This window comes from Staphylococcus pseudintermedius, from assembly GCF_034042775.1.
GTDB lineage: Bacteria > Bacillota > Bacilli > Staphylococcales > Staphylococcaceae > Staphylococcus > Staphylococcus pseudintermedius.
Genome location: NZ_CP120150.1, coordinates 1,998,465 through 2,024,318 on the forward strand (window position 1 = coordinate 1,998,465; position 25,854 = coordinate 2,024,318).

Consider the following 25,854-nt stretch of genomic DNA (forward strand, 5'->3'; position numbering starts at 1 on the left):
ATTCAATACTTAAACAATTCACTCACTTTTTATTTTCAACAAATCTTTCCCTTGTGATTACCTTTGCCGCAGCTTCATCTGTAATCAACACCGTATTAGGTGTCGCCATCTTAAGATAAGCTTTAATCGCAAGCCCTTTGGATTCTCCGCCAGCCACAGCAAAAATATGTGCTTTTGATTGCGCTTCTTCTAGTTGAATACCAATCGTTTTAACTCTGTGAATAATTTGCCCTTGTTGATCAAAATAATAACCAAACGCTTCACCCACAGCAAAATGATGTTGAAGTTTTTCAATGACTTCTGGTGACGATTGTCTTCTCTTCGCCATTTTCAGCGCATCACCAATACCGTGTATTGTAAACTGTGATTCACGTATTTTATCGAGCGTTTGAATCACTGAAGGTTCGTTCATTAAATTTTGATAGGTCAATTCACTCACTTGTTCAGGCACATATAACGTTGTATAACTGCCACCAGTCCTTTGAGCCATACGAGAACAAATTGTGTTCGCTTGAAAGATGACATTTTGACCAAGACCGCCACGTGCCGGCACAAAGAGTACTTGGAAAGGCAAATGCGACATTGCGTCACTTACCGATGCCATAGTAGAGCCACCTGTTACTGACACAATAGCATGATCATACAATTGCTTTTCAAGAAGCTGTCCAGCGATGCGACCTAATTCTACTTTAACGTTTGAATCTTTATCACTATCACCAGGAATCACATGAACTTCATCAAGTTGATATGTCGATTTGATAGATTGTGCAAGGCGATGATAGTCCGTATACTGATCGAAATATGCATTCAGCTGTGAGACCACATCTAAACCTTGTGAAGTCAATGTCATACCTGTCGATTTTACCGATATTAATTCTTGTTGTTTCAATAAATCTGTCTCTGAACGTAGCACACGCTCAGTGAGATTAAGCAACTCACTTAAAGTCCGCCGCCCAACCGGTTGATACTTTTGAATCGTTGTTAGAATAGAAAAACGTCGACGCATTTTGTCTATCAAGTCAGGCACAATTTTTTGTTGAACATGAATCATACGTTCCATGATAAAGGCCTCCTTAATAGTAACAAGATGGCCATATTCAAGCCATGCCGTGACATTTTTAGTCCCAAATACAATAAATACTTATCATGTTTACAAATTCATCATACTATTTGTGCACAACAAATGCAAGTCAAAAAGCATCCCGATTTTTATAAACGTTGGACAAATAACGACCACCAATACACAACATGATAACTGATGTGATGTTATTATTCACATTTTCCACTAAAACTAAACATCGATACCCCATTCATTGCAATCATTGACAAGATAATTTACATTGAAAGAAAGAGGTGAAACTATGTCTAAACAATCTGACCAACCCGAAGTCATTGACCCATCCGACCCACGCTATCGACATCCTGATGAGATTAACCACAGTCAAGATAATACATTCCAAAACGATACAGGACCATTTCGGCGGACACATGTGCGCACAATAGGTTGTACCCCAGTGGGATGTTTGCCTGGCTGTCTTTTCTCAATTATTTTATCGATACTCTTAACATTGCTTCTTAACCTTATATTCTAAAACGATACGTATCATTAATAAAAAAGGGCTGCTGAGATGACTTACATATCTCAACGACCCTTTTTTGCCCTATTCATTTTGCCTATGATTACGATATATTATGACTCGTCACTATTCCGCGCTTTTGAGGATGGCTCTGAGCGCTGTTGTGGCGCAGTATTCCTTTCAGCTGTTGGACGTTCGTTTGACTCCGATTGACCTGTCTGTGTTCCTTGAGATGTACGTTGCTCGGCTGAAGGTTTGGATTGTGTCGTTTTCAGTTCTTCTGTCGTTGCCTCTTCCGTTGTACGTTCCTTTTCCGTTGCTTTATTATCGCTGTCGTCCTTCTCTTCTTCCGTTTTCGACTTCGATTTTCGAGCTTCTGCTTCTTTTTCTCTTTGTTGTTGTTGCTGCTGTTGTTGACGTTGCCATTCGAGTTGCGCTTGTCGTTCGGCTTCTATTTCTGCTTGGCGTGCCGCTTCAATTGACCGTTCTTGTTCAGCTTGAGCCGCTTCAATGCTTCGTTCTTTTTCTCGTGCTTCGCGTTCTTTTCGCGCTTTCTCTTTTTTAATCTCTGCGTCACGCTTTTCCTTTTGTTCTTCAATTGACTTCTCTTTTAAACGTTCATTCCCTCTATGCGATTGATCGACAAATGAAAAAATGGCAAAGACGAGTCCCCCGAGCAATAACAGTATGACAATGACACTTAAAAAGCCAAGTAAATGTCTCTTTTTTTTATCAGGTTTCACATTGCGGCTGCCTTGCTCATTTGGTTTTGGTGCTGACATTGCATTCCCTCTCTTTATAAATTGATGACAATATATTTTATTCAATCATATTTCATTATGAATTCAAAACTTAACGCACGCATTTTACCGAAATTAATAAAATGAGTTAGCTTTTAGTATACTGGAATTTCAATTAATGTAAATGACACAATCATCTAATTATCACATGGATACCCTCTCTTTCTGTCTATTATGTCGGACATAGCTATGGCATATAACCATTTAACTTTGTACTATTCATCTTATTATTTACCCGTTTATATCTCTTGAAATCATTCATACAGAAACCATTTTAAAATACGTGTTTCTAGTTCTAGTTAAGTCTGACACGTTCTTAAGTTTAATTTGTAAAAATAAAGGAATGTATGTACTAAGACAAATGTAAAGGAGAGTCAAAATGAAAAGAATTGTTAATATGCTCATTCGTTTCATTGTTTATCGTGTAATTGGCAAGTTCATCACTCAAAAAATGAATGACCGTCAACGTAAAAATAAATAACTTTTTACACGAGTCATTTTTATAAGTCACTTTGAAGCCACTAACGAAGACAATGTTGATTCCCTAACATAAATAAAGAGATCTGAATGCTGCATCATCCAGATCTCTACTAAAGGGAGTCAAAAATACCTTCGTCGTATATATTTAAGGGGTATACTGAATTTAATTAAGAGATGTATTAATTATCGAAGGTATCTCTATTATAACGTACTTTGTGAAAAAATAAACAGATTCAAGTCATCGTAAGTGAAGAATTGATGACCATTTATTGACAATACTATGAACTCATATAAAGTAAAGGAGCGAAGCCTATGAAACGCTATTTAATTACAGGTGGCACTGGTATGGTGGGACGTGCTTTAGTTGAACAACTTACACGTTCTAATGAAGTGATAATTTATATCCTGACAAGAAGTGATCAAACTTCACAACAACAACATGTACATTATATTAATTGGAGCAAGGACGGTTGGGAGGAAGAAGTCCCTCACATTGACATAGTTATTAATTTGGCAGGTGCTACATTGAACAAACGTTGGACAACGCAACATCAACAAATTATGATGACAAGTCGTATTCAAGCGACACGTGCGCTATTTGACTTATTTAAACTACGTGAACAAACACCTGATGTCCTATTTAACGCCAGTGCTATGGGGTATTACCCGCCATCAAAAACGGCTGTGTATACTGAATCATATCAAACGACACCTCATGATTTATTATCAGAAATCGTGTATCAGTGGGAAAGACAAGCGACACTGTTTGAACAACTTGGCACACGAGTCATTTGCGGACGTTTTGGACTGATTCTCTCTCGTGACGGCGGCGCACTTCCAATGATGGCACTGCCTTATCGTTTCTTTGTAGGTGGCCGTGTGGGTAATGGCCGTCAATGGTATTCATGGATTCATTTAGCAGATTTAGTACGTGCCATTCAATTTCTCATTCAGTCTCCCAAAGCTTCTGGCCCCTATAATTTATCAGCACCAGTACCCGAAACTCAACATCAATTCGGCAAAGTTTTAGGAAGCGTCATGCATCGACCACATTACACTTGGGTACCTGCATTGATATTACGTCTTGTGCTTGGCAAAATGTCAACGCTCATACTCGATACACAATACATGGTACCACAAAAAATATCAGACTTAGGATTTCAATTTGACTATCCGACCTTACCGTTAGCCTTAAAAGATTTATATTCGAAATAAAAACCACTATAGATGACTCGAAATGTTGTTGATTTTACAACCATTCGAGTCATCTTTTTAGTGGCCTATAGGGGGACATAGAAAATTTTTAGCCATAATCCATTCATAGATTGATATTTCATTAACGGCTATAAAGCAGTCAGAAAATAAGGGTGAATGGGATAATTGATACTATTGTTTTTTGATTTCATAATTTTACCCTTAGTTTTACTGTATTTGATATAAGCTTGCCCAGAAGGCTGAGACGCCTGAGGGATACAGTTGAAAACAAAATGATGTCTTTTAATTTTGAGTGTGGCCGCTGTTCAACGCAGTAGCTGTCTGACTTCTCAATGCGCATACTTTTAAGAAGTCGAGTTAGTCATGCGGGGGGCAATACGACAAAATCTTTGTGACACATGAGCTTTCTGTATTGCTCCAAAAATCTAATTCTGCATCGATCAAGTGTTTATTTCAATCAAGTCAAGTTGAAGGGCCAGTCCCTAGAACGCGAAGCCATGAGGGCAATCAAAAGCCACAAATCATAGGGCGGGCAAGTTTAACAAAAATATTGCATCAATAACATCAAAAATTTTTATGTCGCATGCCCGTACAATTTTCATCTTATTTTAACTGCTTTTGATAGAATACGAGATTGAGCCAGCGTTCAAATTTATAGCCGACCTTTTTCAATGTTCCCATATAGTTGAAGCCCATTTTTTCATGCAATTTCAAACTTCCTTCATTGCTATCATCGATGCCAGCCACAATCGTTTGATAACCATTCGCTGTTGCATCTTCAATCACTACTGTTAATAACTGAGACGCCACACCTTGTCTTCTTGCATCGGGGCTAACATAGATGGAATGTTCAATGGTATATTGATAGGCAGGCCAATTCCTAAAAGGGCCATAAGTCGCAAAACCTAGCACTGTCCCTTCATTTTCATAAACAAAAACCGGATAACCGTCACGTTGCTTTTCTGCTAGCCATTGACGTCGTTCTTCAATATGCGTGGGTTCATATGTATAAACTGTTGCAGTATGCAAAATGGCGTGATTATAGATTGCCATAATTGCTTCTAAATCATTCAGTGTCGCTCGTCTAACATGTTGCTTCATCGTCAATCCTCCATTAATACGCACTTTCAAACCCTTCCGATATAGCAAAAAAGGGATGAAACTGTTGTCTCACCCCACATTTATCGCATCACTTTATTAAGCTTTTTCAGGCTCCATTACTTCGTCGATTAAACCGTATTCTTTTGCTTCTTGAGCAGTTAAGAAATTGTCACGGTCTGTATCTTTTTCAATTTTTTCAATAGGTTGACCTGTACGTTCTGACAAAATTTTATTTAATCTTTCACGTGTTCTTAAAATGTGTTTCGCTGCGATTTCGATTTCAGTCGCTTGACCTTGTGCACCGCCAAGTGGTTGGTGAATCATCACTTCTGCGTTTGGTAATGCGAAACGTTTACCTTTTGCACCTGCAGCTAATAAGAATGAGCCCATAGATGCTGCCATACCGATACAAATTGTTTGTACATCTGGTTTAATATGTTGAATTGTATCGTAAATCGCAAAACCAGCTGTTACACTACCACCAGGTGAATTAATATATAAATAAATATCTTTCTCCGCGTCTTGTGCTTGTAAGAATAATAATTGTGATACGATTGAGTTTGCTACGTTATCATCAATCGCTGAACCTAACATGATGATACGGTCTTTCAATAAACGTGAGTAAATATCGTATGCACGCTCACCGCGGTTTGTCGTTTCAATAACTGTAGGAATTAAATTCATTTGATGATTCCTCCTAAATTTATTAATTTGTTTCTATTCTAACCCAAAAGTCAAAAATGGTCAAAAACAACGCACTCATAGACAAATTTTTGCTAGGAGTTGACCCTCGCATGCCCGAAAGGTACAATGGTGAATAGACTTAAGCAATTAACCCCTCGTAGTGTAATGGATAACACATAAGATTCCGGTTCTTACAATAGAGGTTCGATTCCTCTCGAGGGGGTTCATACCATTCAATAACACACTTTTTAAAATTAAGAATCCCATAACGGCGGGGTTCTTTTTGTTTTAATAGTCAATAGCGCGCTAGATGACGAACATTTCAAGGACTTTCATTCATCTATTCCCGATTCAGTCGTCACTGTAACCTTTACGTTGTTGATAATGGTTACGGCGATCTAGCCTTAAAATTAACATTCACTCAACCGCACTAACATCAATACGGTCATGAGAATTAGTACTACAAAAGTCGCTCAAAAGCATTGTAAATTTATGTCCTTACTATGATAACACGATAAATCATTATCGTATAACTCGTTTACATTAATACGGATATTCCCTCTACTGGCAAGTTCATGAGCGATTTTCCTTACTGAGATACTATAGCTAGGAAGCTTATTCTATTTGCCGGTGCGTACGCTTACAATGGTCTTTAAATACCGTTTTTTGTCTTTGCATCTGAAGGATTAACTTCAACACCCATTTCTTTAGCAACTTTTTAATTTTATTGATATCAAACATAGAAAATCCCTCTTACTCAACAATTCTTGCTTTATTATACACTATGCAACTTGTGTCATATACACAGATTTGCTTCTCTGTTCTTACATCCCCTATATTCATAAACACATCTTTAAATTTTTGATTTGTTGATAGCAGTGTTGCGATGATAACTTAAGCTTCAACGTATAGCATATACATATTCATGATTTGACATCTACGTTTTATTTTATACTTATCAAAAACAAAGATGACTTCTTTCTCCATCACTCTAACGAATCCCCCTAATTCATCTTCTTCTGATGGTCTATCTAAATTCACTCATTCAACAATACATCAATTTCTGCATTAAAATAAGCATCTTTAAACCTTTTTAGAGGTCTAAGATGCTTGTTATCAACAGGATTATATTTACACTTCAAATGGTTCTCCACTTCTAATTTTATCAGCCATTTCATTCAGTTTTCTCAAACGATGATTAATGCCTGATTTAGAAATGGTACCAGTGCTCACCATTTCACCTAATTCTTTTAGCGAGACATCTTGGTGCTCAATACGCAATCTCGCAACTTCTCTTAATCGATCTGGCAAGTTATCAATGCCGATTTCTTGATCAATCAATTGAATACTTTCCACTTGTTTCATAGCCGCACTGACTGTCTTATTTAAATTTGCCGTCTCACAATTAACGAGACGATTAACTGAATTCCGCATATCTCGGACAATTCTCACATCTTCAAACTTTAGTAACGCTTGATAGCCACCAATCAAACTTAAAAATTCAGCAATTCGCTCAGCTTCTTTGAGATATGTAATCCATCCCTTTTTACGTTCTAAACTTTTTGCATTTAATTCATACGTATTCATCAATTGTGTCAAACCAGTTGAATGACCTTCATAGAGCGAGAAAATTTCTAAATGATATGAAGACGTTTCTGGATTGTTCACGGAGCCACCTGCTAAAAATGCGCCACGTAAATAACTCCGTCTCATTTCGTCATCTTTTACCATTTCAGGATCGATATCATGGCTGAACATGCCGTTTTTCAAAATCCCAAGTTCATCTAAAATTTCCTTCGTCTTCATTTTTATTCGACAAATATAAATATTGTTTTTCTTCAACTTCATTTTTTTGCGTACTAATATTTCAACTTCAACTTTAAACACAAATTTAATCAGTGAATAAATACGTCGCGCCGTCGTTGCATTTTCCGTTTGGATATTAATCACAAATTGTTGGTTAGACAGACTCAAAGCCCCGTTCATTCGAATCAGTGCGCTTAGTTCTGCCTTAGCGTTCGCATGGTCAACTTCAATTCGTGTCAGTTCATTTTTCATTTCAGATGCAAAGCTCATAATGAATCTTTCCCTTTCTATTTACTATGGTTCAAAATGGCTACAATTAGGATTTGAATTGATCTGGGTCAAACTGAATCGTACTAATTTCTTGTAAGGCAATTTCATAAATCATTTCTGCCAAAACTTCTGTACGATGGCGCACATAATCATGTTCTGAAACTTCTACAAGATGCTGTCCTGTCACGAGCTGTACACCGAGTTGATTCAATTCATCCTTATCATAATACACAGGCTTTGCGCCCTTTGATTCATATTTTTCAATAATCTGAGGTGAAAATTCTAGTTGATTCGCAATCACAAAATCAAGCACATGATTACCGAGTTGTTGATGAATGGCATCGATATGATCCATGACTGTGTAATGATCTGTTTCACCCGGTTGCGTCATAATGTTAGAAACATATAATTTTTTCGCGTCACTTTCGACTATCGCATTAGCAATGCCTTTGACGCACAAGTTTGAAATCACACTCGTATACAAAGAACCCGGACCTAACACAATCAAATCCGCTTCACGCAATGCTTCAATTGCTTCGTCCATTGGTTGGACATCTGCAGGCTCTAGAAACACACGCTTAATCTTCTTTTGTTTTCTTGGAATATTAGACTCCCCTGTGACAATTTCACCATCTTCCATCTCCGCGTTCAAAGAGACACTCGAAATCGTCGACGGTATAACGCGGCCTTTAATATTTAAAATTTTACTTAATTCTTTCACAGCATGACCGAAATCATGAGTAATATTCGTTAAAGCCGCAATCAGCAAGTTCCCCAATGAGTGACCGCTAATTTGATCTTCTTTAAATCGATATTGAAACAGTTGCTCAAGTGTCGGTTCTACATCACTTAAAGCAGCCAATACGTTACGTACATCTCCTGGCGCCGGAATATCCATCTCATCTCTGATTTTCCCCGTGCTGCCACCGTCATCTGCTACTGTCACAATTGCTGTAATATCTATCGGAAAAGTTTTTAATCCTCTTGCCAAAACGGATAAACCAGTACCTCCACCAATCAGTACTAATTTAAGTTGTTTCATTTTACTCGCCACTTTCTATATGCGCATCACGATGATGAACATACACATTATAATCATAAATTTGCTTTAGTTCTTCAGCTAAACGTTGTGCTAGTGCGACTGAGCGATGCTGACCACCCGTACACCCAATTGCGATAACGAGTTGCGATTTGCCTTCTTTTTTATAACCGGGAATCATAAATAACAATAAATCTAATAGTTTTTCATAAAATGTATTCGTTTCTTTCCACTTCATCACATATTTATAAACATCTTCATCCATACCTGTGAGTGGTCGCAATTCAGGCACATAGTATGGGTTCGGTAAAAAGCGGACATCAAATACTAAATCTGCATCGATTTGAATGCCATGCTTGAAACCAAAACTAGAAACATTGATTGTAAATGTTGATTTATTTTCTTTGTTAAAATATTCATAAACACGTTTTCTCAAGGCTTTAGGTGATAACGTTGTTGTATCTAAAGTGTAATTCGCCAAACTTCTGATTTCTGCTAGTAATTTACGTTCTTCATTGATGGCTTTGACGAGCGGTAACTCGGTATGTTCTTGTAGAGGATGTTTACGACGTGTTTCTTTATAGCGTGAAATGAGCTTTTCAGTATCTGCATCAACGAATAGCACATCGACAATAACATCTTTGCGACTTTGTACTGCATCGATTTCACGTACTAAATATTGGAAAAATTCGCGTCCTCTCAAGTCAATCCCTACCGCAACTTTTTGCATCGACGGATTACCTTGTTCCATTAACTCTACAAATTTCGGAAGTAAAATCGGCGGTAAGTTGTCGACACAGAAATAGCCTAAGTCTTCTAAACTTTGAATGACTAATGATTTCCCTGCACCAGATAGGCCTGTGACAACAAGGAGTTCACTTTTTACGATTTCATTATTTTCTTCATGTTGCATTATTAACCACCATCCAATCATATTCTCTATTAGTTTACATGAAAACAGTCTAAAGTTATAGAGGGATGGATATAGGACATCAAAATTTTGATGCTACTGATGGATAAAGCATTTGTTTAACTTGCCCTCCTCCTTTGGTTTGGGTTTGTGGTTTTTGAGTGCCATCGTGACTTCTCTTTTCCTAGAGGCTCGCTCTACAACTCAACTCGGCTTGCTTTCAACTTTATCCCTTAGGCATCTTAGCCTTCTAGGCAATCTTACATCAAATATAGAAAAACTGAGAGCAAGATTATGAAATCAAAAAACAATAGCGTCATTTTTTTGTCCAATTTAACCTCTACTTAGAAACAATTCATATATTCATGATTATTAGAAGAGAGAGGAAGTGAATCTCGTAACGCCTATGTTTTTGAAATCATTGCGTTATCACATGAACATTGACCACTTATCCTATTTCTAATTGTGGTTCATGCATACGCGATGAAATTCAATCAATAAAATTTTCAAGAATAATTCAATATCACAGACATTCCTTTAAATGCTATAAAAAAAGAACTGGAAACGGGGTCCCAGCTCCTGTTGATTCAATGTCAAGTGTTTAAAAATTAGTCATGTAAGCTTTCGATATATTCTTGTGCACTTTGAGCGGCAATACTACCGTCACTTGTTGCTGTCACAATTTGACGTAAGCCTTTTTCACGAACGTCTCCTGCTACGAAAATACCTTTAATGGCAGTACTCATATCATCGTTTGCCACAATATAACCTGCTTCGTTTGTGATACCTAAGTTTTCAAATGGTTGTGTAAGAGGCTTCATACCTACATATACAAATAATCCATCTGCTTCTACTGTTTGTTCAGTGCCATCCACCGTTGAAACAAGTGTTAATGAACCGACCTTACCGTCTTTTTCATTGACAGATTTAAGTGTGTGATTCCAAATAAAATCAATTTTATCGTTTTTAAAAGCACGGTCTTGGAGAATTTTTTGTGCTCTTAATTGGTCACGACGGTGTACGATTGTTACTTTGCTAGCGAATTTAGTTAAGAACGTACCTTCTTCTACTGCTGAATCGCCACCACCGATGACATAGATATTTTTGTTTTTAAAGAAAGCACCATCACATACAGCACAGTAGCTGACACCGCGACCTCCGAGCTGTTCTTCTCCGGGTACGCCCACTTTTTTGTATTCCGCACCTGTCGCAATAATCACAGCTGTCGCCTCAAGTGTACTAGAACCAAAATCAATGACTTTGTAATCGCCTTTATCTTCGATGCCTTTAATATCGCCATATTTGTACTCAGCGCCGAATTTTTTAGCATGATCAAACATCTTACTTGAAAGATCAGGTCCTGAAATCATTTCGAAACCTGGAAAGTTTTCTACTTCTTCAGTGTTTGCCATTTGTCCACCTGGCATACCACGTTCAATCATTACTGTATTTAAATTCGCACGTGAAGCATAAACAGCAGCTGTCATGCCTGCTGGTCCTGCACCAATAATCGCAACATCATATCTTACTTGTTCTGACATGATCTGTTCCTCCTTTAATTTCATCATACGCATTTTACAACATTTAATTCATGGACTCAAATTTAAATGCTCAACAGATGCTGAAGTGCTTGTTCAAAAGCATCGGTTGCCACATCAAAATGTTCAATAATTTGTGGTCGCGTCATATCATGGTCTTCTTTTTGATTGAAAAAGAGATAAGCGACCGCAGCCACATACGCTTCCACTTGTTCCTGGTCGACTTGCTCGACTAATAGACTTTCTGCATAACTAATCCAACTTAAAAAGAGAGAGGCATAAGGTTGTGTTTCTGGGAGGCGATAAAGTATCTCCATACCTTGATGAATAAAGTGTAGTTTTCTCAGTTGCAGATTTTGAATGAGATAAGAGAGATACAATTTTTCATAATCTCCCATTGATTCTAAAATCGTCCAAACTTCTTTCGTCATCAAAATTTCTTTACCGTTGAGTTGATTTAACAAAAAGAGACCGTACAAACGTTCATGTTGATCATCACTTAGCAACAAAGGCTCCACATGTTGATTAAAATAATGGGCACTTTCCTCAATGACCCATGGTGGAAAACCACGATTCGCTTTCGAAAATTGAGTTAACACTTGCCAAAAGTGATGGCTTTGCTCGATATTTCCTAGGTAATAATAATTGAATGAAAGCGCATGAAACAGTTGAAAGGTCTGAAACTTGCCTTTGCGGTGAAGTGGCACTAACAACTGTTGAGAGGCTGGATACTGCTTTAAATAACTGAGCACAATCCCAAGCTTAAAAGACTCTTCATCATTCATCGGTCGGATTTTGTTTAATATTTTCACATAATTTTGGAAGCGTGTTTGTTGATTCATGTTGTAGAGTAACAAAGTGTAATGACATAACGCATGCACATCGGAAGGGTCCTCTTTCAACAAACGCTCAAACATCTCTTGAGCGATTTTGTTTTCATTTAAATAAAGATAACACATCGCGAGCAAATTACGGATGATTCGATTATCTTGAATTTCTTCGTCCTGTCTCAACAAATACTCACGCGCTTCTACCAAACGGCCTTGACCGAATAAATATTGAAAAATGACTTGTACGACAAACAACTGACTTTCTTCTTCAAGCGGATGTTCGCCGTTGAATGCCACTTCAAATAAGTCTTCCAACTCTTCTCGATAGGCTTCGTCATCAGCTAAAAAAGCATAACTTAAACCGAATAAATACGCTTTGTTTGGCTCATTTAAATCAATATTCAACTGACTTAATTCATAGTAAGAAGCTTCCAATTCATTCCCCTTACTAATTTCTTCATAATAAATTGCTTCAGCACGTCCTGGCGCATTCAACTTGATAAAACATGTCGCAAGTTGCTGTTTCGCCTCAAAACAATCTGGTGACAACGCTAACACTTTTTCTAAATAGCGTTGTGCTTTTACATAATCTTGTTGTTGTATTTTTTGTTTTGCTAGACGTTCATAAAGTGCCACATCATCGCTGAACTGTATAATATTTCGTTTTTGTGTCATCCATTGTCACCTCTCTTTTCTAATGTTTTGAGTGCAGTTGTATCGGATTGCCATACGCCACAGTATAATCAGGAATATCTTTAGAAACGACACTCCCCGCACCAATTTGAACGTGGCTGCCGATTTTCACACCTGGTAATACGGTCACATTCGCACCAATCATCGTATGGTCCCCGATTTCAACTTCACCGACTCTTAACGATTCAGTTAAAAATTCATGGGTTAATAAAGTCGTATTATAACCAATGATGACGTTATGACCAATTTTTATTTTTTCTGGATATAATAAATCAGGCACCGCTTTAAAAGCAAATGCAGTTTTTTCACCTATCGTCATTTTTAATAAACGGCAGTACATCCATCGTTTCACACCTACATGAGGGACATATCTGGCTATTTCAATAATGAGCGTATTTTTAAGAAGTCGCATAAAGCGGATATAACGATACAGATCATGTAATGCATTATGACAGCCCGCAGGATAAACTTTAAGTCGTCTCTTCAACTTAACGTTTTCCTTTCTTGTCGAACGGCCAATTGAGCACGTTCACTTCGCGATAGAGCGGGACATCTTTTTTAAGTCGACGCCATACAATAAAGATAACACCGATGATAATGCATACAATTGAGACCGCTTGTGCAATTCGAATCGTCTCCGTTAACATCAAACTGTCTGTACGTAAGCCTTCTATGTAAAAACGACCGACCGAATACCAAATGATATAGATGAAAAATGTTTCGCCGATTTTCAAATGACGACGGATAGTGATTAAAATAATAAAACCGATAACATCCCAAATCGATTCATATAAAAATGTCGGTTGGTAATAAATGCCGTTGATTTGCATATTTTCAATAATAAATTGTGGTAAGTGTAACGATTCTAAAAATGAACGGCTCACTGGACCGCCGTGCGCTTCGTGGTTCATAAAGTTACCCCAACGTCCAATACCTTGCGCTAAAATAATGCTTGGTGCCACCACATCACCTAATTGAAACGGATGCCAGTTTTTGCGATAACAATAGTAAGTACCCATCGCAAACGCACCGATGAGACCACCGTGTATTGCAATACCGCCATGCCATATCATCGGAATTTCTATCGGATTTTGAATATAATAATCCAGTTGGAAAAGCACGAAATATAAACGCGCACTAATAATCGCAACAAATACACAAACTAATAAAATATTGACAAGATCATCTTCGTGGAAACCGACTGACTGTGCACTTTTTTGTGCAATCCAATACCCAATTAAAATCGCGCTCGCTATGATAATACCGTACCATTTCACTTCTAAGCCGCCCAAGGAAAAAGCGACTGGATCAATGTATCCTATCATTATTCTATGTCTCCTTTATCTTGTTGACTGTTTTTTAAGATTTCAGCATTTAAACGTTCATTAAACTCTTCTGCTGTATTAATTCCCATAATATTCAAGCGGTAATTCATGGCCGCCACTTCAATGATGACAGCTACATTTCGCCCTGGACGAACAGGAATCGTTTTTTTCGTAATTTCGGTATCTAAAATCTTAAGTGTTTCATGATTTAAACCGACACGGTCATACAATTTATCTTGATGCCAAGTTTCCAGATTGATGTTTAAGCGAATGCGTTTTTGCGTTAAAATCGAACCCGCACCAAACAATGTCATCACGTTAATAATGCCCAATCCTCTAATTTCTAGCAAATGTTCAATGATTTTAGGCGCCTTACCAATGAGTTGATCTTTCGTAATCTCTTTGATTTCTACGTTATCATCCGCAACAAGACGATGACCGCGTTTCACAAGTTCCAAAGCTGTTTCACTTTTACCTATACCGGAATCACCTGTAATTAATACACCGACACCATACACATCGACGAGGACACCATGTAACGATGTAGAATTTGCAAGTTCATGTTCGAGATACGTCGTCAAACGCCCCATGACACGTGTCGTTGCTTCTTCGACATAAATCAACGGCGTATCTAACTCCTCTGCCGCCTCTAACAACTCATCCGGCGCATCATGCCCTCGTGTAATAATAATGGCTGGTGTTTCAGGACGGCAAAGTTTACGCATACGTCCTTTACGTTCAGCATCTGGTAATAAATTGTAGAAAGATAGTTCCGTTGTACCCAAAAGTTGAATACGATTGGAAGCGTAGTGAGAAAAATACCCTGCCATTTCCAAACCGGGCCTTGAAATATCTGTATTACGTATTGGACGATTTAACCCCGCTTCACCAGCGACCACATTCAAATTAAATCGCTTAACTAAATCTTGCGTCGTTAACATCTAATCACCTCAGTTTTACTGTTTACTTTAAATCAAACTTTATTTTTAATCACTTTTGACTACGCATTACTTGTTTCATTATACATGAATCTCCACAATTGAAACACATTTCAACACGTATGCAAAATCACGAAAAACGTGCTAGCTTTGTTGTGCATTTCCATTATCAAAAGTTCAGTGTATCCGTATGAGCATCGCTATATCTTAACACATATCCCATCTTTTTTGCAGTACCCTTTAGAATTCAAAGTATACCATTAAAAACGCATGAGAGATACGCAACTTTAGTTTGAAAAAATGGATTACTTTGAGGCAGCGAATCTAAAATGTTATTCACGTTTTCAGGTTGAATCAATGCGATGTAGTATTAACCACACAGCTTTCATTGTGAAACCGTAAGAACGTGCAGCACGGTGTGACAATCTATGTATGATGACAACCTAGTCTATGTGAAACATATGTGGCAAAACAAAAGGAAGCATACCATTCACAGTACACTTCCTCACCTATTAATCTTTCTTCATTTTCTCTCTCACTTCATTCAACGTCTCCTCCACTTTTTTCAAAGCCGCTTGACGTTCACTTTCACTCATTTCTTTCACTTTATCACGATTCACATTAATAAGCTTTTGACCATGCTTTAACAAACTCGCTACACTATCCAATGTGTTATTCACAAAACCCTCTACCGTCTCTTCAAAATCACGCGTCGTCTTTTCAGTACGATCACTTTTATTTGTCGTTGTAGCATGTGTTACTTTTTCTTCCGTTGTCATCGCGTCCAATAATGTCGTTGCTTCTTCTACAGAAATTTTGCCATCTTTCAGTAATTCCAATACTTTGACTTTAGCTTCTTCCATGGCTTAGCCCTCCATTCGTTCCTTATCACGCGCTAATACAGTTTTAAGATAACGACCCGTATAAGATTCTGGGATAGCGGCAATTTCTTCAGGTGTCCCTGTCGCAAGAATCGTACCGCCACCGTCACCACCTTCAGGGCCTAAATCAATTAAGTTATCTGCTGTTTTAATGACATCTAAATTATGTTCGATGATTACAACGGTATCACCATTTTCAACAAGTCGATTGAGCACTTTTAACAATCGACTAATATCATCGACATGTAAGCCTGTTGTCGGTTCATCGAGAATATAGATTGAGCGTCCTGTTGCTCGTTTGTGTAATTCTGAGGCAAGTTTAACACGTTGCGCTTCTCCACCTGAAAGTGTCGTTGCAGGTTGCCCAAGCGTAATATAACCTAATCCAACATCGACTAAAGTTTGTAATTTGCGTTTGATTTTAGGAATGTTTTCAAAAAATTGAGTTGCGTCTTCTACAGTCATCTCTAACACGTCAGCAATATTTTTTCCTTTATAAGTGACTTCCAACGTCTCACGATTGTAACGTTTGCCATGACATACTTCACAAGGTACATACACATCAGGCAGAAAATGCATCTCTATTTTTATAATACCATCACCTTTACATGCTTCACAACGGCCACCTTTAACGTTAAAACTAAAACGCCCTTTTTGATAACCACGTACTTTTGCTTCGTTCGTTGAGGCAAAGACGTCTCGAATATCATCAAATACGCCTGTATATGTGGCTGGATTAGAACGCGGTGTTCTTCCAATAGGCGACTGATCGATATCAATAATTTTATCGATTTGATCCATACCTGTAATTTCGTCATGTTCACCAGGTTTGATTTTTGATTTATTAATCGCTTTAGCCAATGATTTGTACAACACTTCATTCACGAGCGAACTTTTTCCTGAACCTGATACACCTGTCACAACATTCATGACAGAGAGCGGAAAATCAACGTCGACATTTTTGAGGTTATTACTGCGCGCACCTTTGACTGAAATTTTACGGTCAGTCACTGGACGACGATGTTCCGGAACGGGAATGAACTTTTTACCACTTAAATATTGACCAGTGAGTGATTTGGCGTTACGCATCACTTGTTTCGGCGTACCGCTCGCAACGACTTCACCGCCGTGCTCACCTGCACCTGGGCCAATATCAACAAGGTAGTCTGCCGCAATCATCGTGTCTTCATCGTGTTCAACCACAATTAATGTGTTTCCAAGATCACGCATTTCTTGTAATGTATGAATCAAACGATCGTTGTCACGTTGATGTAAACCAATAGATGGCTCATCTAGCACGTACAAGACACCTGACAAACGAGAACCGATTTGTGTTGCGAGTCGAATACGTTGCGCTTCCCCACCTGACAATGTGCCAGATGAACGGTTCAGCGTTAAATAATCGAGTCCAACGTTATTTAAAAAAGCTAACCGCGACGTAATCTCTTTTAAAATTAAATGAGCAATTTGTGCGTCTTGTTCAGTTAGCTCAATATTTTCGTAATATGTCAAAGCTTCTTTAATGGATTGTTCCACCACTTCGCCGACATTTTTACCTGCCACGTACACCGACAATGCTTCGCGACTCAATCGTTGGCCATGACACGTCTCACACACTTGTTCACCCATATATTTTTGCATCATTTCACGTACGTATTCTGAAGGTGATTCGTGGTAACGGCGCTCAATATTCGGGACCACCCCTTCAAACGGCATCGTACGTTTACGCTCTTGACCGAATTTCGACTTGAATGTAAACTCAATTTCTTTGTCCCCAGAACCGTATAAAATGATGTTTCTTTGGCGTTCAGTTAATTTTTTAAATGGTTTGTCCATATTGATTTTGTATACTTCACATACACGTTTTAACATCGATGGATAAAAGTCCGAACTTGTCGGCTCCCACGGTAAAATGGCGCCTTCATTCAGCGTTTTATCTTTATCCGGAACGACTAAATCCAAGTCTACAGTTAGCTTTTGTCCTAAACCATCACACGTTGGACACGCGCCAAACGGACTATTAAAACTGAACATTCTCGGCTCTAATTCACCGATTGAAAAACCACAAATTGGACATGCATGCTTTTCTGAAAACTCTAGCTTATCTCCATCAATAATGTCCACGACGAGTCGACCGTCTGCTAATTCAAGTACGGTCTCGATGGAATCTGCTAAACGTGTTTCAATACCCGGTTTCACGACTAAACGGTCCACGACGATTTCAATCGTGTGGTTTTTATTTTTATCAAGTTCCGGTACTTGTGTCACGTCCATAATTTCACCGTCAACACGCACACGTACATAACCTTTTTTACTAATGTCCGTTAATAATTTTTCATGCGTCCCTTTACGATGGTTCACTACAGGTGCTAATAGTTGGATTTTCGTACGTTCTTCCAATTCCATAATACGATCAACCATTTGTTGTACGGTTTGTGATTCGATTTCGATACCATGATTGGGACAAAAAGGCTTTCCGATACGCGCATAAAGGAGACGAATATAATCGTAAATTTCTGTTACAGTCGCCACCGTTGAACGTGGGTTTTTACTCGTTGTCTTTTGATCAATCGATATCGCTGGAGATAAACCTTCAATTGTATCTACGTCTGGTTTATCCATTTGCCCTAAAAACTGACGAGCATATGCGCTTAAAGACTCCACATATCGACGTTGCCCTTCAGCATAAATCGTATCAAATGCGAGCGAGGACTTCCCCGATCCTGACAGTCCTGTCATGACAATTAACTGATTTTTTGGCAATTCGATATCAACATTTTTTAAATTGTGGGCACGGGCCCCTTTCACTACGATTGATGGTTCTTCCATGCATTTCACCCTTTTGATTTTAATTCAAATAATAAATCTCTTAATTCGGTTGCTCTTTCGAAATCTAATGCTTTTGCTGCTTCTTTCATTTCTTTTTCAACATTTTCAATCGTTTTTTCACGTTCTTTTTTCGTCATTTTCTTCGGTACTTCTTTACGTTGATCTTCATTTGTTTCATCCGTTTCGACCGTTGCACTAATGACATCATGAATCTCTTTATTAATTGTTTTCGGTACAATGCCATGTTTTTCATTGTATGCGATTTGAATTTCACGACGTCGTTCCGTTTCATCAATCGCGACTTTCATGGAATCCGTTATTCGATCTGCATACATGATGACATGCCCTTTATCATTACGCGCTGCACGGCCCATCGTTTGGATTAACGAACGCTCAGAACGTAAGAAACCTTCTTTATCCGCATCCAAAATCACCACTAATGAGACTTCTGGAATATCAAGTCCCTCTCTAAGCAAGTTAATACCGATGAGCACATCAAATGTTCCCATACGTAAATCTCTAATGATTTCAATCCGTTCTAATGTTTTAATTTCAGAGTGCAAATAATTGACCTTTACACCGGCTTCTTTTAAATAAGTCGTTAAATCCTCACTCATTTTTTTCGTTAACGTTGTGATCAGTACACGTTCGCCTTGTTCTGTTCGTTCTTGAATTTCACTGAGCAAGTCATCGATCTGATTTTTCGTAGGGCGGACTTCGATTTTTGGATCTAACAAGCCAGTTGGTCGAATAATTTGTTCAATCATTTCATCTGTATGTTCGATTTCATATGGACCTGGTGTCGCCGATACATAAACGAGTTGTTTCGCTTTTTGTTCGAACTCTTCAAACTTCAATGGTCTATTGTCTAATGCACTTGGAAGACGGAAACCATGCTCAACTAACACTTGTTTTCGTGCTTGGTCTCCATTGTACATTCCACGAATTTGAGGTAACGTCACATGCGACTCATCAATCATAATAAGCCAATCATCACCAAAATAATCTAACAAAGTGTACGGTGTAGAACCGAGTGGTCGCAATGTAAGATGAACCGAATAGTTCTCAATCCCTGATGTAAAGCCCATTTCGCGCATCATCTCTAAATCATAATTTGTTCGTTGTTCTAAACGTTGCGCCTCGAGTAATTTATTTTCACTTCTTAAATATGCTAGTTGTTCTTCTAATTCTTTTTCAATACGCTCAATTGCAATCTTCATTTTTTCTTCACGGGTTACGAAGTGAGAAGCTGGGAAAAGTGCAAAATGTTCACGTTCTTTTAATACTTCGCCTGTTAAATAGTTAATTTCACTAATACGGTCTACTTCATCACCAAAAAATTCCACACGAATACATAACTCTTCACGTGAAGCTGGGAAAATCTCAACGACATCGCCGCGTACTCTAAATGTTCCGCGTCTAAAGTCAATGTCGTTTCGTGTATATTGTACGTCAACAAGCTTTCGCAATAACTCACTTCTATCCATTTCCATCCCTACACGAATGCTTACAACTAAGTCACGGTATTCATCTGGATTACCTAAACCGTAAATACAACTTACACTGGCGATAATAATGACATCATCTCGTTCAAACAGCGCACTCGTTGCTGAATGTCGGAGTTGGTCTATTTCATCGTTAATTGACGCATCTTTTTCAATAAACGTATCGGTAGACGGAACATACGCTTCTGGTTGGTAATAGTCGTAGTAACTAACAAAATATTCCACTCTATTTTCAGGGAAGAAGGTTTTGAACTCACTGTACAATTGCCCCGCTAACGTTTTGTTGTGGGCAATAATCAGCGTCGGTTTGCCCACTTCTTTAATGACATTGCTCATCGTAAATGTTTTACCCGTACCTGTTGCACCGAGTAATGTTTGGTGACGTTTACCTTCTTCTATTCCTTTTACCAGTGCTTTGATAGCTTGGGGTTGATCCCCTTGTGGTTCGAAATTTGAAGCAATTTTAAAGTCGTGATGCTCCATTCACTGTCCGCCTCCTATCTACTTAATACTCATATTTTAACAGAACACAATGATAAAATACAAACATTTGTTCGTAATCCAACACAAAGAGGAATGCTTCTGATTACCTTCAAACTGTGTCAGATTCACTCCTGATGTCGCTATAATTGTGAAGGCGTATGCACAACGATTACATGCCGCCCTCTTTATCATGTTCGATATGATGAATTTTTAGTTCTTCTACAATAATATACCCTGCTAACAATGATACAACGTCAAGGAAAATAATCCATTCATTATGAAAAAAACCTTTATAAACTGATGCACCGATTACAACTAATGTAATGAGCGTCCCCATCCATTTACTTCTCGTTATCGCGCTGAAAATAACCACAAGGACACAAGGAAAAAAAGCGGCCAGTAGATACCAAATCAACCCTATCACATCTTTCTTTTATTTAGGATTTGCATCGTCATTTCTTTTAATTCAGTGCGTGGTATAAATCTTTCAGTTAACATTTCTGGAATAATATTTTCAATAAAATCCTGTACGGAAGCCAGATGATCAAATTGCATAATCGTTTCAAGACTCATCTCATATATTTCAAAAAATAGAGGTTCAGGATTACGTTTTTGAATTTCACCAAATGTTTCATACAATAAATCAATCTTATCTGCGACTGATAGAATTTGTCCTTCTAACGAGTCATCTTTGCCTTCTTGCAAGCGACGACGGTAAATATCTTGATACTGTTCCGGAATTTCTTCTTTAATGAATGTATCAACCATTTCCTCTTCTACTTGTGAAAACAGTTTTTTCAATTCACCACTCGCATACTTCACAGGCGTTTTAATATCTCCTGTAAACACTTCGGCAAAGTCGTGGTTGAGCGCTTTTTCGTATAAACTTTTCCAATCCACTGTCTTACCGTGATGCTCTTCAACTGTACCTAAATACTGAGCAATTTTTGTAACTTTAAAAGAGTGTGCGGCTACATTATGCTCGAAGTATTTAAATTTCCCAGGTAATCGAATGAGCTTTTCTAAGTCTGATAACCTTTTAAAATATTGATGAATTCCCATAATCAACCTCCTCCTGTCATATTTACATTTGATGTCCATTTGTTGATTATATTAACATATTTATATTATTTATATCACTTGTTTCTCCAACTTTTGAAAAAATACTTGCACGTGCTCGTACCAAACATCAAACGTCTTCATCACCCATATAATTCAGGGGCTTGAACAATTGAATGCCCTAGCCCCTAGTTGGATATACACTTCATCTTATTGCATTTGATGTCTTAAATACGCTTCGATAAACGGACCAATCTCACCGTCCATGACTGCGTTGACGTTACCCGTCTCCTCATTTGTGCGATGATCTTTCACCATAGAATAAGGATGGAAAACGTAAGAACGAATTTGACTGCCCCACCCAATATCTTTTTGTTCACCACGAATGGCAGCAAGTTCTTGCTCTTTTTGTTCTAACTCGAGTTGATAAAGTTTTGCTTTCAACATTTTCATAGCTGCTTCTCGGTTTTTAATTTGCGAACGTTCATTTTGGTTATTCACTACGATACCTGTCGGATGGTGCGTAATACGGATGGCTGATTCAGTTTTGTTAATATGCTGCCCCCCTGCACCTGAAGCACGGAAAGTATCCACAGTAATATCGTCTGAATTGATTTCAACTTCGATTTTTTCATTGTTAAATTCAGGAATGACATCGCATGACGCAAATGACGTATGGCGACGACCCGAAGAATCAAAAGGCGAAATACGGACGAGACGGTGCACGCCTTTTTCTGCTTTTAAATAGCCATAAGCATTGTGTCCTTTGACGAGCATTGTAACACTCTTCACACCTGCTTCATCGCCCGCTTGATAATCGACAATTTCCACTTTGAAACCTTGCTGTTCACAATAACGTTGATACATCCGTAACAACATATTTGTCCAGTCTTGAGATTCTGTGCCACCTGCACCAGGATGTAACTCGAGAATAGCATTGTTTGCATCATGCTCGCCATCTAGCAAGAGTTGCAATTCGAATTGGTCTACTTTCGTTTGAAATCCAATGACTTCTTGTTCTAAATCATCTTTCATTTCGTCATCGTATTCTTCTTGTAGCAATTCATACGTCGCAATCATCTCTTCAAGCGTTTCAGCAACTTCATAGTAATTGTTTACAACAGACTTTATCGCATTGTTTTGATCTATAATCGTTTGCGCACGCTCTTGATTATCCCAAAATTGTGGGTCCGCCATCATCTCTTCATATTCTTGGATGTTCGTCTCTTTGTTTTCTAAGTCAAAGAGACCCCCTAAGTTGTTCTAATTTTGCACTATAACTATCCAGATTGCGTTTAAGTTCGGACAATTCCATCATGTATCGCTCCTTTTAAATATTCAACTATTGCCACCGCTATTTACCGTGGCAATTTTTATATTTTTTGCCGCTTCCACATGGACATGTTTCATTACGTCCGACCTCATGCTCTTTTACAATAGGTTGTGGTTTAACTTTTTCTTTGCCATCTTCAGCTGAAACGTGTTTACCTTCTAACTCTTTCGTTTTCTCACGTTCAACATCTTCTTCTACCGTGATGACAGATTTCAGGATATATTTGCTGACATCTTCTTCAATACTTTGCATCATTATATCGAACAATTGATGTCCTTCATTTTGATAGTCACGCAATGGATTTTGTTGACCATACGAACGTAAATGGATCCCTTGACGGAGTTGGTCCATTGTATCAATATGTGATGTCCAATGATTGTCGATTGAACGCAATAATATCATACGTTCAAACTCCGGCATACGGTCGCCAAGTTGATCTTTTTGACGATTATATGCAGCTTCAATTTTCGCCCAAATGACTTCAAACATATCTTCTCTATCTTTGCCATTAATTTCACTTTCTGTTAAGTCACCTTCATGTAAAAAGATATCTTGAACATAGTGAATCAGTGGTTCGTAATCCATCTTTTCTTCATCTTCATTCACGTAATGTAGCAATGCGCGATCTAATGTGGAATGCATCATTTGCATCACTAGGTCCGTACTATGATCTTGGTCAATAATTTGATTACGTTCTTCATACATGATTTCACGTTGTTTACGTAAAACTTCATCATATTCCAAAATACGTTTACGCGCATCAAAGTTGTTACCTTCTACACGTTTTTGTGCAGACTCTACAGCACGTGACACCATTTTAGATTCAATCGGCGTAGAATCATCCATCCCTAGACGACTCATCATCGCTTGCATACGTTCTGAACCGAAGCGCACCATCAAATCATCTTGTAATGATAAATAGAATCGACTGTCCCCTTTATCACCTTGACGACCTGAACGACCACGCAACTGATCATCAATACGGCGTGATTCATGACGTTCCGTGCCAATTACAGCTAGACCACCTAGCTCTTCAACACCTTCGCCTAGTTTAATGTCTGTCCCACGTCCAGCCATGTTTGTCGCAATCGTTACAGCGCCTCTTTGACCTGCACCGGAAACAATTTCTGCTTCTCTTTCATGATTTTTCGCATTAAGAACACTATGACGAATACCGCGTTTTTTCAATAAATTCGAGATATACTCCGATGTTTCAACTGCAACAGTACCTAATAAAACAGGTTGACCTTTGCGATGTTTTTCAATCACTTCTTCGACAACCGCATCAAATTTACCTTTTTGACTCACATAAATTAAATCTGAACGGTCGACACGTTGGACAGGTCGGTTCGTTGGAATTTGAGTTACAGTCATATTGTAAATGTTACGGAATTCTTCTTCCTCTGTTTTAGCCGTACCTGTCATACCTGCTAACTTGTTGTACATTCTGAAATAGTTTTGGAATGTAATCGACGCCATCGTCTTAGATTCGTTTTGAATTTGGACATTTTCTTTCGCTTCAATCGCTTGGTGTAAGCCTTCTGAGAAACGACGTCCTGGCATTGTACGACCTGTAAATTGGTCAACGATCAGAATTTCGCCACCCGTTACCATATAATCCACGTCACGCTGCATTGTATAATGCGCACGTAAAGCAAGGTTAATGTGGTGAATCACATCTACATGTTTCACATCATATAAGTTTTCAATTTTAAACATACGTTCTGCCTTGTCAATACCTTGTTCCGTCAATTGAATACTTTTCGTTTGTACATCATAGTTATAATCTTCTTCAGCTTTAAGCATTTTTGAAAACACATTCGCTTGTGTATATAAAGATGTAGATTTCTCCGCTTCACCTGAAATAATTAACGGCGTACGGGCTTCATCGATTAAAATCGAGTCGACTTCATCAATAATCGCAAAATGTAATGGACGCATAACACGGTCTTCTTTATAATTCACCATGTTGTCACGTAAATAGTCAAAGCCAAGTTCATTATTTGTACTGTATGTGATGTCTTTACTATAAGCTTCACGTTTTTCTACTGTACTTAAACTATTGAGATTCAATCCGACTGACAGACCTAAAAAATTGTACAGTTCTGCCATTTCCTCACTTTGAACGCTAGATAAATATTCGTTTACCGTAATAACGTGCACACCGCGACCAGTTAATGCATTTAAATAGGTTGGCATCGTTGCAGTTAATGTTTTACCTTCACCGGTTCTCATCTCTGCAATATCACCTTTATGAATGGCGATTCCACCCATGATTTGTACTTTATATGGTGTCATATTGAACACACGTTTAGAAGCTTCACGTACAAGTGCGAAGGCTTCCGGTAAAATATCATCTAATTTATTATTCTGTTTTTTAATGTCTTCTATTTGTTGAACTTCTTCTTGAAAAGCTTTCGTCTTTGCTCTCATTTCTTCATCAGTTAGCAATGCAATATCTTCTTCTAATGCGATGACTTTGTCTGCTAACTTACTTAAACGTTTGACTTCTCGTTTATTACCGTCAATCATTTTAGTTATCAAACCCATTTTGTTCG

At 38.2% G+C, this 25,854-nt stretch carries 20 protein-coding genes, 1 tRNA gene and 1 pseudogene; 3 read left to right on the plus strand and 19 right to left on the minus strand.

The window, feature by feature from the left end; all coding sequences use genetic code 11:
* Positions 1-22 precede the first annotated feature (22 nt).
* Entirely contained in the window at positions 23-1,060 is a 1,038-nt protein-coding gene (locus P3U61_RS09460; RefSeq protein WP_063284479.1) for a sugar-binding transcriptional regulator, read from the minus strand.
* A 301-nt stretch (positions 1,061-1,361) separates the two neighbouring features.
* On the opposite strand from P3U61_RS09460, the gene P3U61_RS09465 reads away from it, so the two are divergent.
* A complete protein-coding gene (locus P3U61_RS09465; RefSeq protein WP_081247719.1) occupies positions 1,362-1,592 on the plus strand; it encodes a hypothetical protein in 231 nt (76 codons plus the stop codon).
* A 98-nt stretch (positions 1,593-1,690) separates the two neighbouring features.
* Here the strand turns inward: P3U61_RS09465 and P3U61_RS09470 are convergent, their stop codons facing one another.
* Positions 1,691-2,359 carry a DUF4887 domain-containing protein gene (locus P3U61_RS09470; RefSeq protein ID WP_214528183.1) on the minus strand — a complete coding sequence of 223 codons (669 nt, stop codon included), beginning with the start codon at positions 2,357-2,359 and terminating at the stop codon, positions 1,691-1,693.
* 810 nt (positions 2,360-3,169) lie between these two features.
* On the opposite strand from P3U61_RS09470, the gene P3U61_RS09475 reads away from it, so the two are divergent.
* Positions 3,170-4,072: a TIGR01777 family oxidoreductase gene (locus tag P3U61_RS09475; protein WP_096536134.1), complete on the plus strand. Its 903-nt coding sequence runs from the start codon at positions 3,170-3,172 to the stop codon at positions 4,070-4,072.
* Between the two features lie 603 nt (positions 4,073-4,675).
* Here P3U61_RS09475 and P3U61_RS09480 read toward each other — a convergent pair.
* Positions 4,676-5,173, minus strand: coding sequence for a GNAT family N-acetyltransferase (locus P3U61_RS09480; protein WP_014614488.1), 498 nt, complete (start codon positions 5,171-5,173; stop codon positions 4,676-4,678).
* A gap of 96 nt (positions 5,174-5,269) precedes the next feature.
* Positions 5,270-5,857 carry an ATP-dependent Clp endopeptidase proteolytic subunit ClpP gene (gene clpP, locus P3U61_RS09485; protein ID WP_014614489.1) on the minus strand — a complete coding sequence of 196 codons (588 nt, stop codon included), beginning with the start codon at positions 5,855-5,857 and terminating at the stop codon, positions 5,270-5,272.
* A gap of 151 nt (positions 5,858-6,008) precedes the next feature.
* Between clpP and P3U61_RS09490 the strand changes: the two genes are divergently transcribed.
* Positions 6,009-6,080: transfer RNA gene (locus P3U61_RS09490), tRNA-Arg, on the plus strand.
* A gap of 908 nt (positions 6,081-6,988) precedes the next feature.
* On the opposite strand, the gene whiA is transcribed toward P3U61_RS09490, so the two are convergent.
* From whiA to secA, 15 genes and pseudogenes are all read right to left on the minus strand, one after another.
* Positions 6,989-7,933, minus strand: a complete 945-nt coding sequence (gene whiA / locus P3U61_RS09495; RefSeq protein WP_014614491.1) for a DNA-binding protein WhiA — start codon at positions 7,931-7,933, stop codon at positions 6,989-6,991.
* 46 nt (positions 7,934-7,979) lie between these two features.
* The gene (locus P3U61_RS09500) at positions 7,980-8,975 is read right to left on the minus strand and encodes a gluconeogenesis factor YvcK family protein (RefSeq protein ID WP_015728762.1); all 996 of its coding nucleotides are present in this window, start codon (positions 8,973-8,975) and stop codon (positions 7,980-7,982) included.
* Between the two features lies 1 nt (position 8,976).
* Positions 8,977-9,885 carry an RNase adapter RapZ gene (gene rapZ / locus P3U61_RS09505; RefSeq protein WP_014614493.1) on the minus strand — a complete coding sequence of 303 codons (909 nt, stop codon included), beginning with the start codon at positions 9,883-9,885 and terminating at the stop codon, positions 8,977-8,979.
* Positions 9,886-10,490: 605 nt separating this feature from the next.
* Positions 10,491-11,423: a thioredoxin-disulfide reductase gene (gene trxB, locus P3U61_RS09510; protein WP_014614494.1), complete on the minus strand. Its 933-nt coding sequence runs from the start codon at positions 11,421-11,423 to the stop codon at positions 10,491-10,493.
* Positions 11,424-11,485: 62 nt separating this feature from the next.
* Positions 11,486-12,925, minus strand: coding sequence for a tetratricopeptide repeat protein (locus P3U61_RS09515; RefSeq protein ID WP_015728761.1), 1,440 nt, complete (start codon positions 12,923-12,925; stop codon positions 11,486-11,488).
* 34 nt (positions 12,926-12,959) lie between these two features.
* Positions 12,960-13,082, minus strand: a pseudogene (locus tag P3U61_RS12315) (acetyltransferase); the annotation flags it as partial.
* Between the two features lie 349 nt (positions 13,083-13,431).
* Positions 13,432-14,268, minus strand: a complete 837-nt coding sequence (gene lgt, locus P3U61_RS09525) for a prolipoprotein diacylglyceryl transferase (protein ID WP_014614497.1) — start codon at positions 14,266-14,268, stop codon at positions 13,432-13,434.
* Complete coding sequence (gene hprK, locus P3U61_RS09530) at positions 14,268-15,209, minus strand: HPr(Ser) kinase/phosphatase (RefSeq protein WP_063278549.1); 942 nt, start codon at positions 15,207-15,209, stop codon at positions 14,268-14,270. Before hprK ends, lgt begins: the two co-directional genes overlap by 1 nt.
* A gap of 509 nt (positions 15,210-15,718) precedes the next feature.
* A complete protein-coding gene (locus P3U61_RS09535; RefSeq protein ID WP_014614499.1) occupies positions 15,719-16,069 on the minus strand; it encodes an SHOCT-like domain-containing protein in 351 nt (116 codons plus the stop codon).
* 3 nt (positions 16,070-16,072) lie between these two features.
* Complete coding sequence (gene uvrA, locus P3U61_RS09540) at positions 16,073-18,916, minus strand: excinuclease ABC subunit UvrA (protein ID WP_014614500.1); 2,844 nt, start codon at positions 18,914-18,916, stop codon at positions 16,073-16,075.
* A 5-nt stretch (positions 18,917-18,921) separates the two neighbouring features.
* A complete protein-coding gene (gene uvrB / locus P3U61_RS09545) occupies positions 18,922-20,904 on the minus strand; it encodes an excinuclease ABC subunit UvrB (protein WP_014614501.1) in 1,983 nt (660 codons plus the stop codon).
* 169 nt (positions 20,905-21,073) lie between these two features.
* The gene (locus P3U61_RS09550; RefSeq protein WP_031253646.1) at positions 21,074-21,319 is read right to left on the minus strand and encodes a CsbA family protein; all 246 of its coding nucleotides are present in this window, start codon (positions 21,317-21,319) and stop codon (positions 21,074-21,076) included.
* Positions 21,320-21,324: 5 nt separating this feature from the next.
* Positions 21,325-21,966 carry a YfbR-like 5'-deoxynucleotidase gene (locus tag P3U61_RS09555; protein WP_014614503.1) on the minus strand — a complete coding sequence of 214 codons (642 nt, stop codon included), beginning with the start codon at positions 21,964-21,966 and terminating at the stop codon, positions 21,325-21,327.
* A gap of 207 nt (positions 21,967-22,173) precedes the next feature.
* A protein-coding gene (prfB, locus tag P3U61_RS09560; protein ID WP_096533149.1) for a peptide chain release factor 2 occupies positions 22,174-23,278 on the minus strand; the annotation gives its coding sequence in 2 pieces (ribosomal slippage) (positions 22,174-23,205 and positions 23,207-23,278; 1,104 coding nt in all).
* Positions 23,279-23,317: 39 nt separating this feature from the next.
* Positions 23,318-25,846: a preprotein translocase subunit SecA gene (secA, locus tag P3U61_RS09565; protein ID WP_014614505.1), complete on the minus strand. Its 2,529-nt coding sequence runs from the start codon at positions 25,844-25,846 to the stop codon at positions 23,318-23,320.
* Positions 25,847-25,854 lie beyond the last annotated feature (8 nt).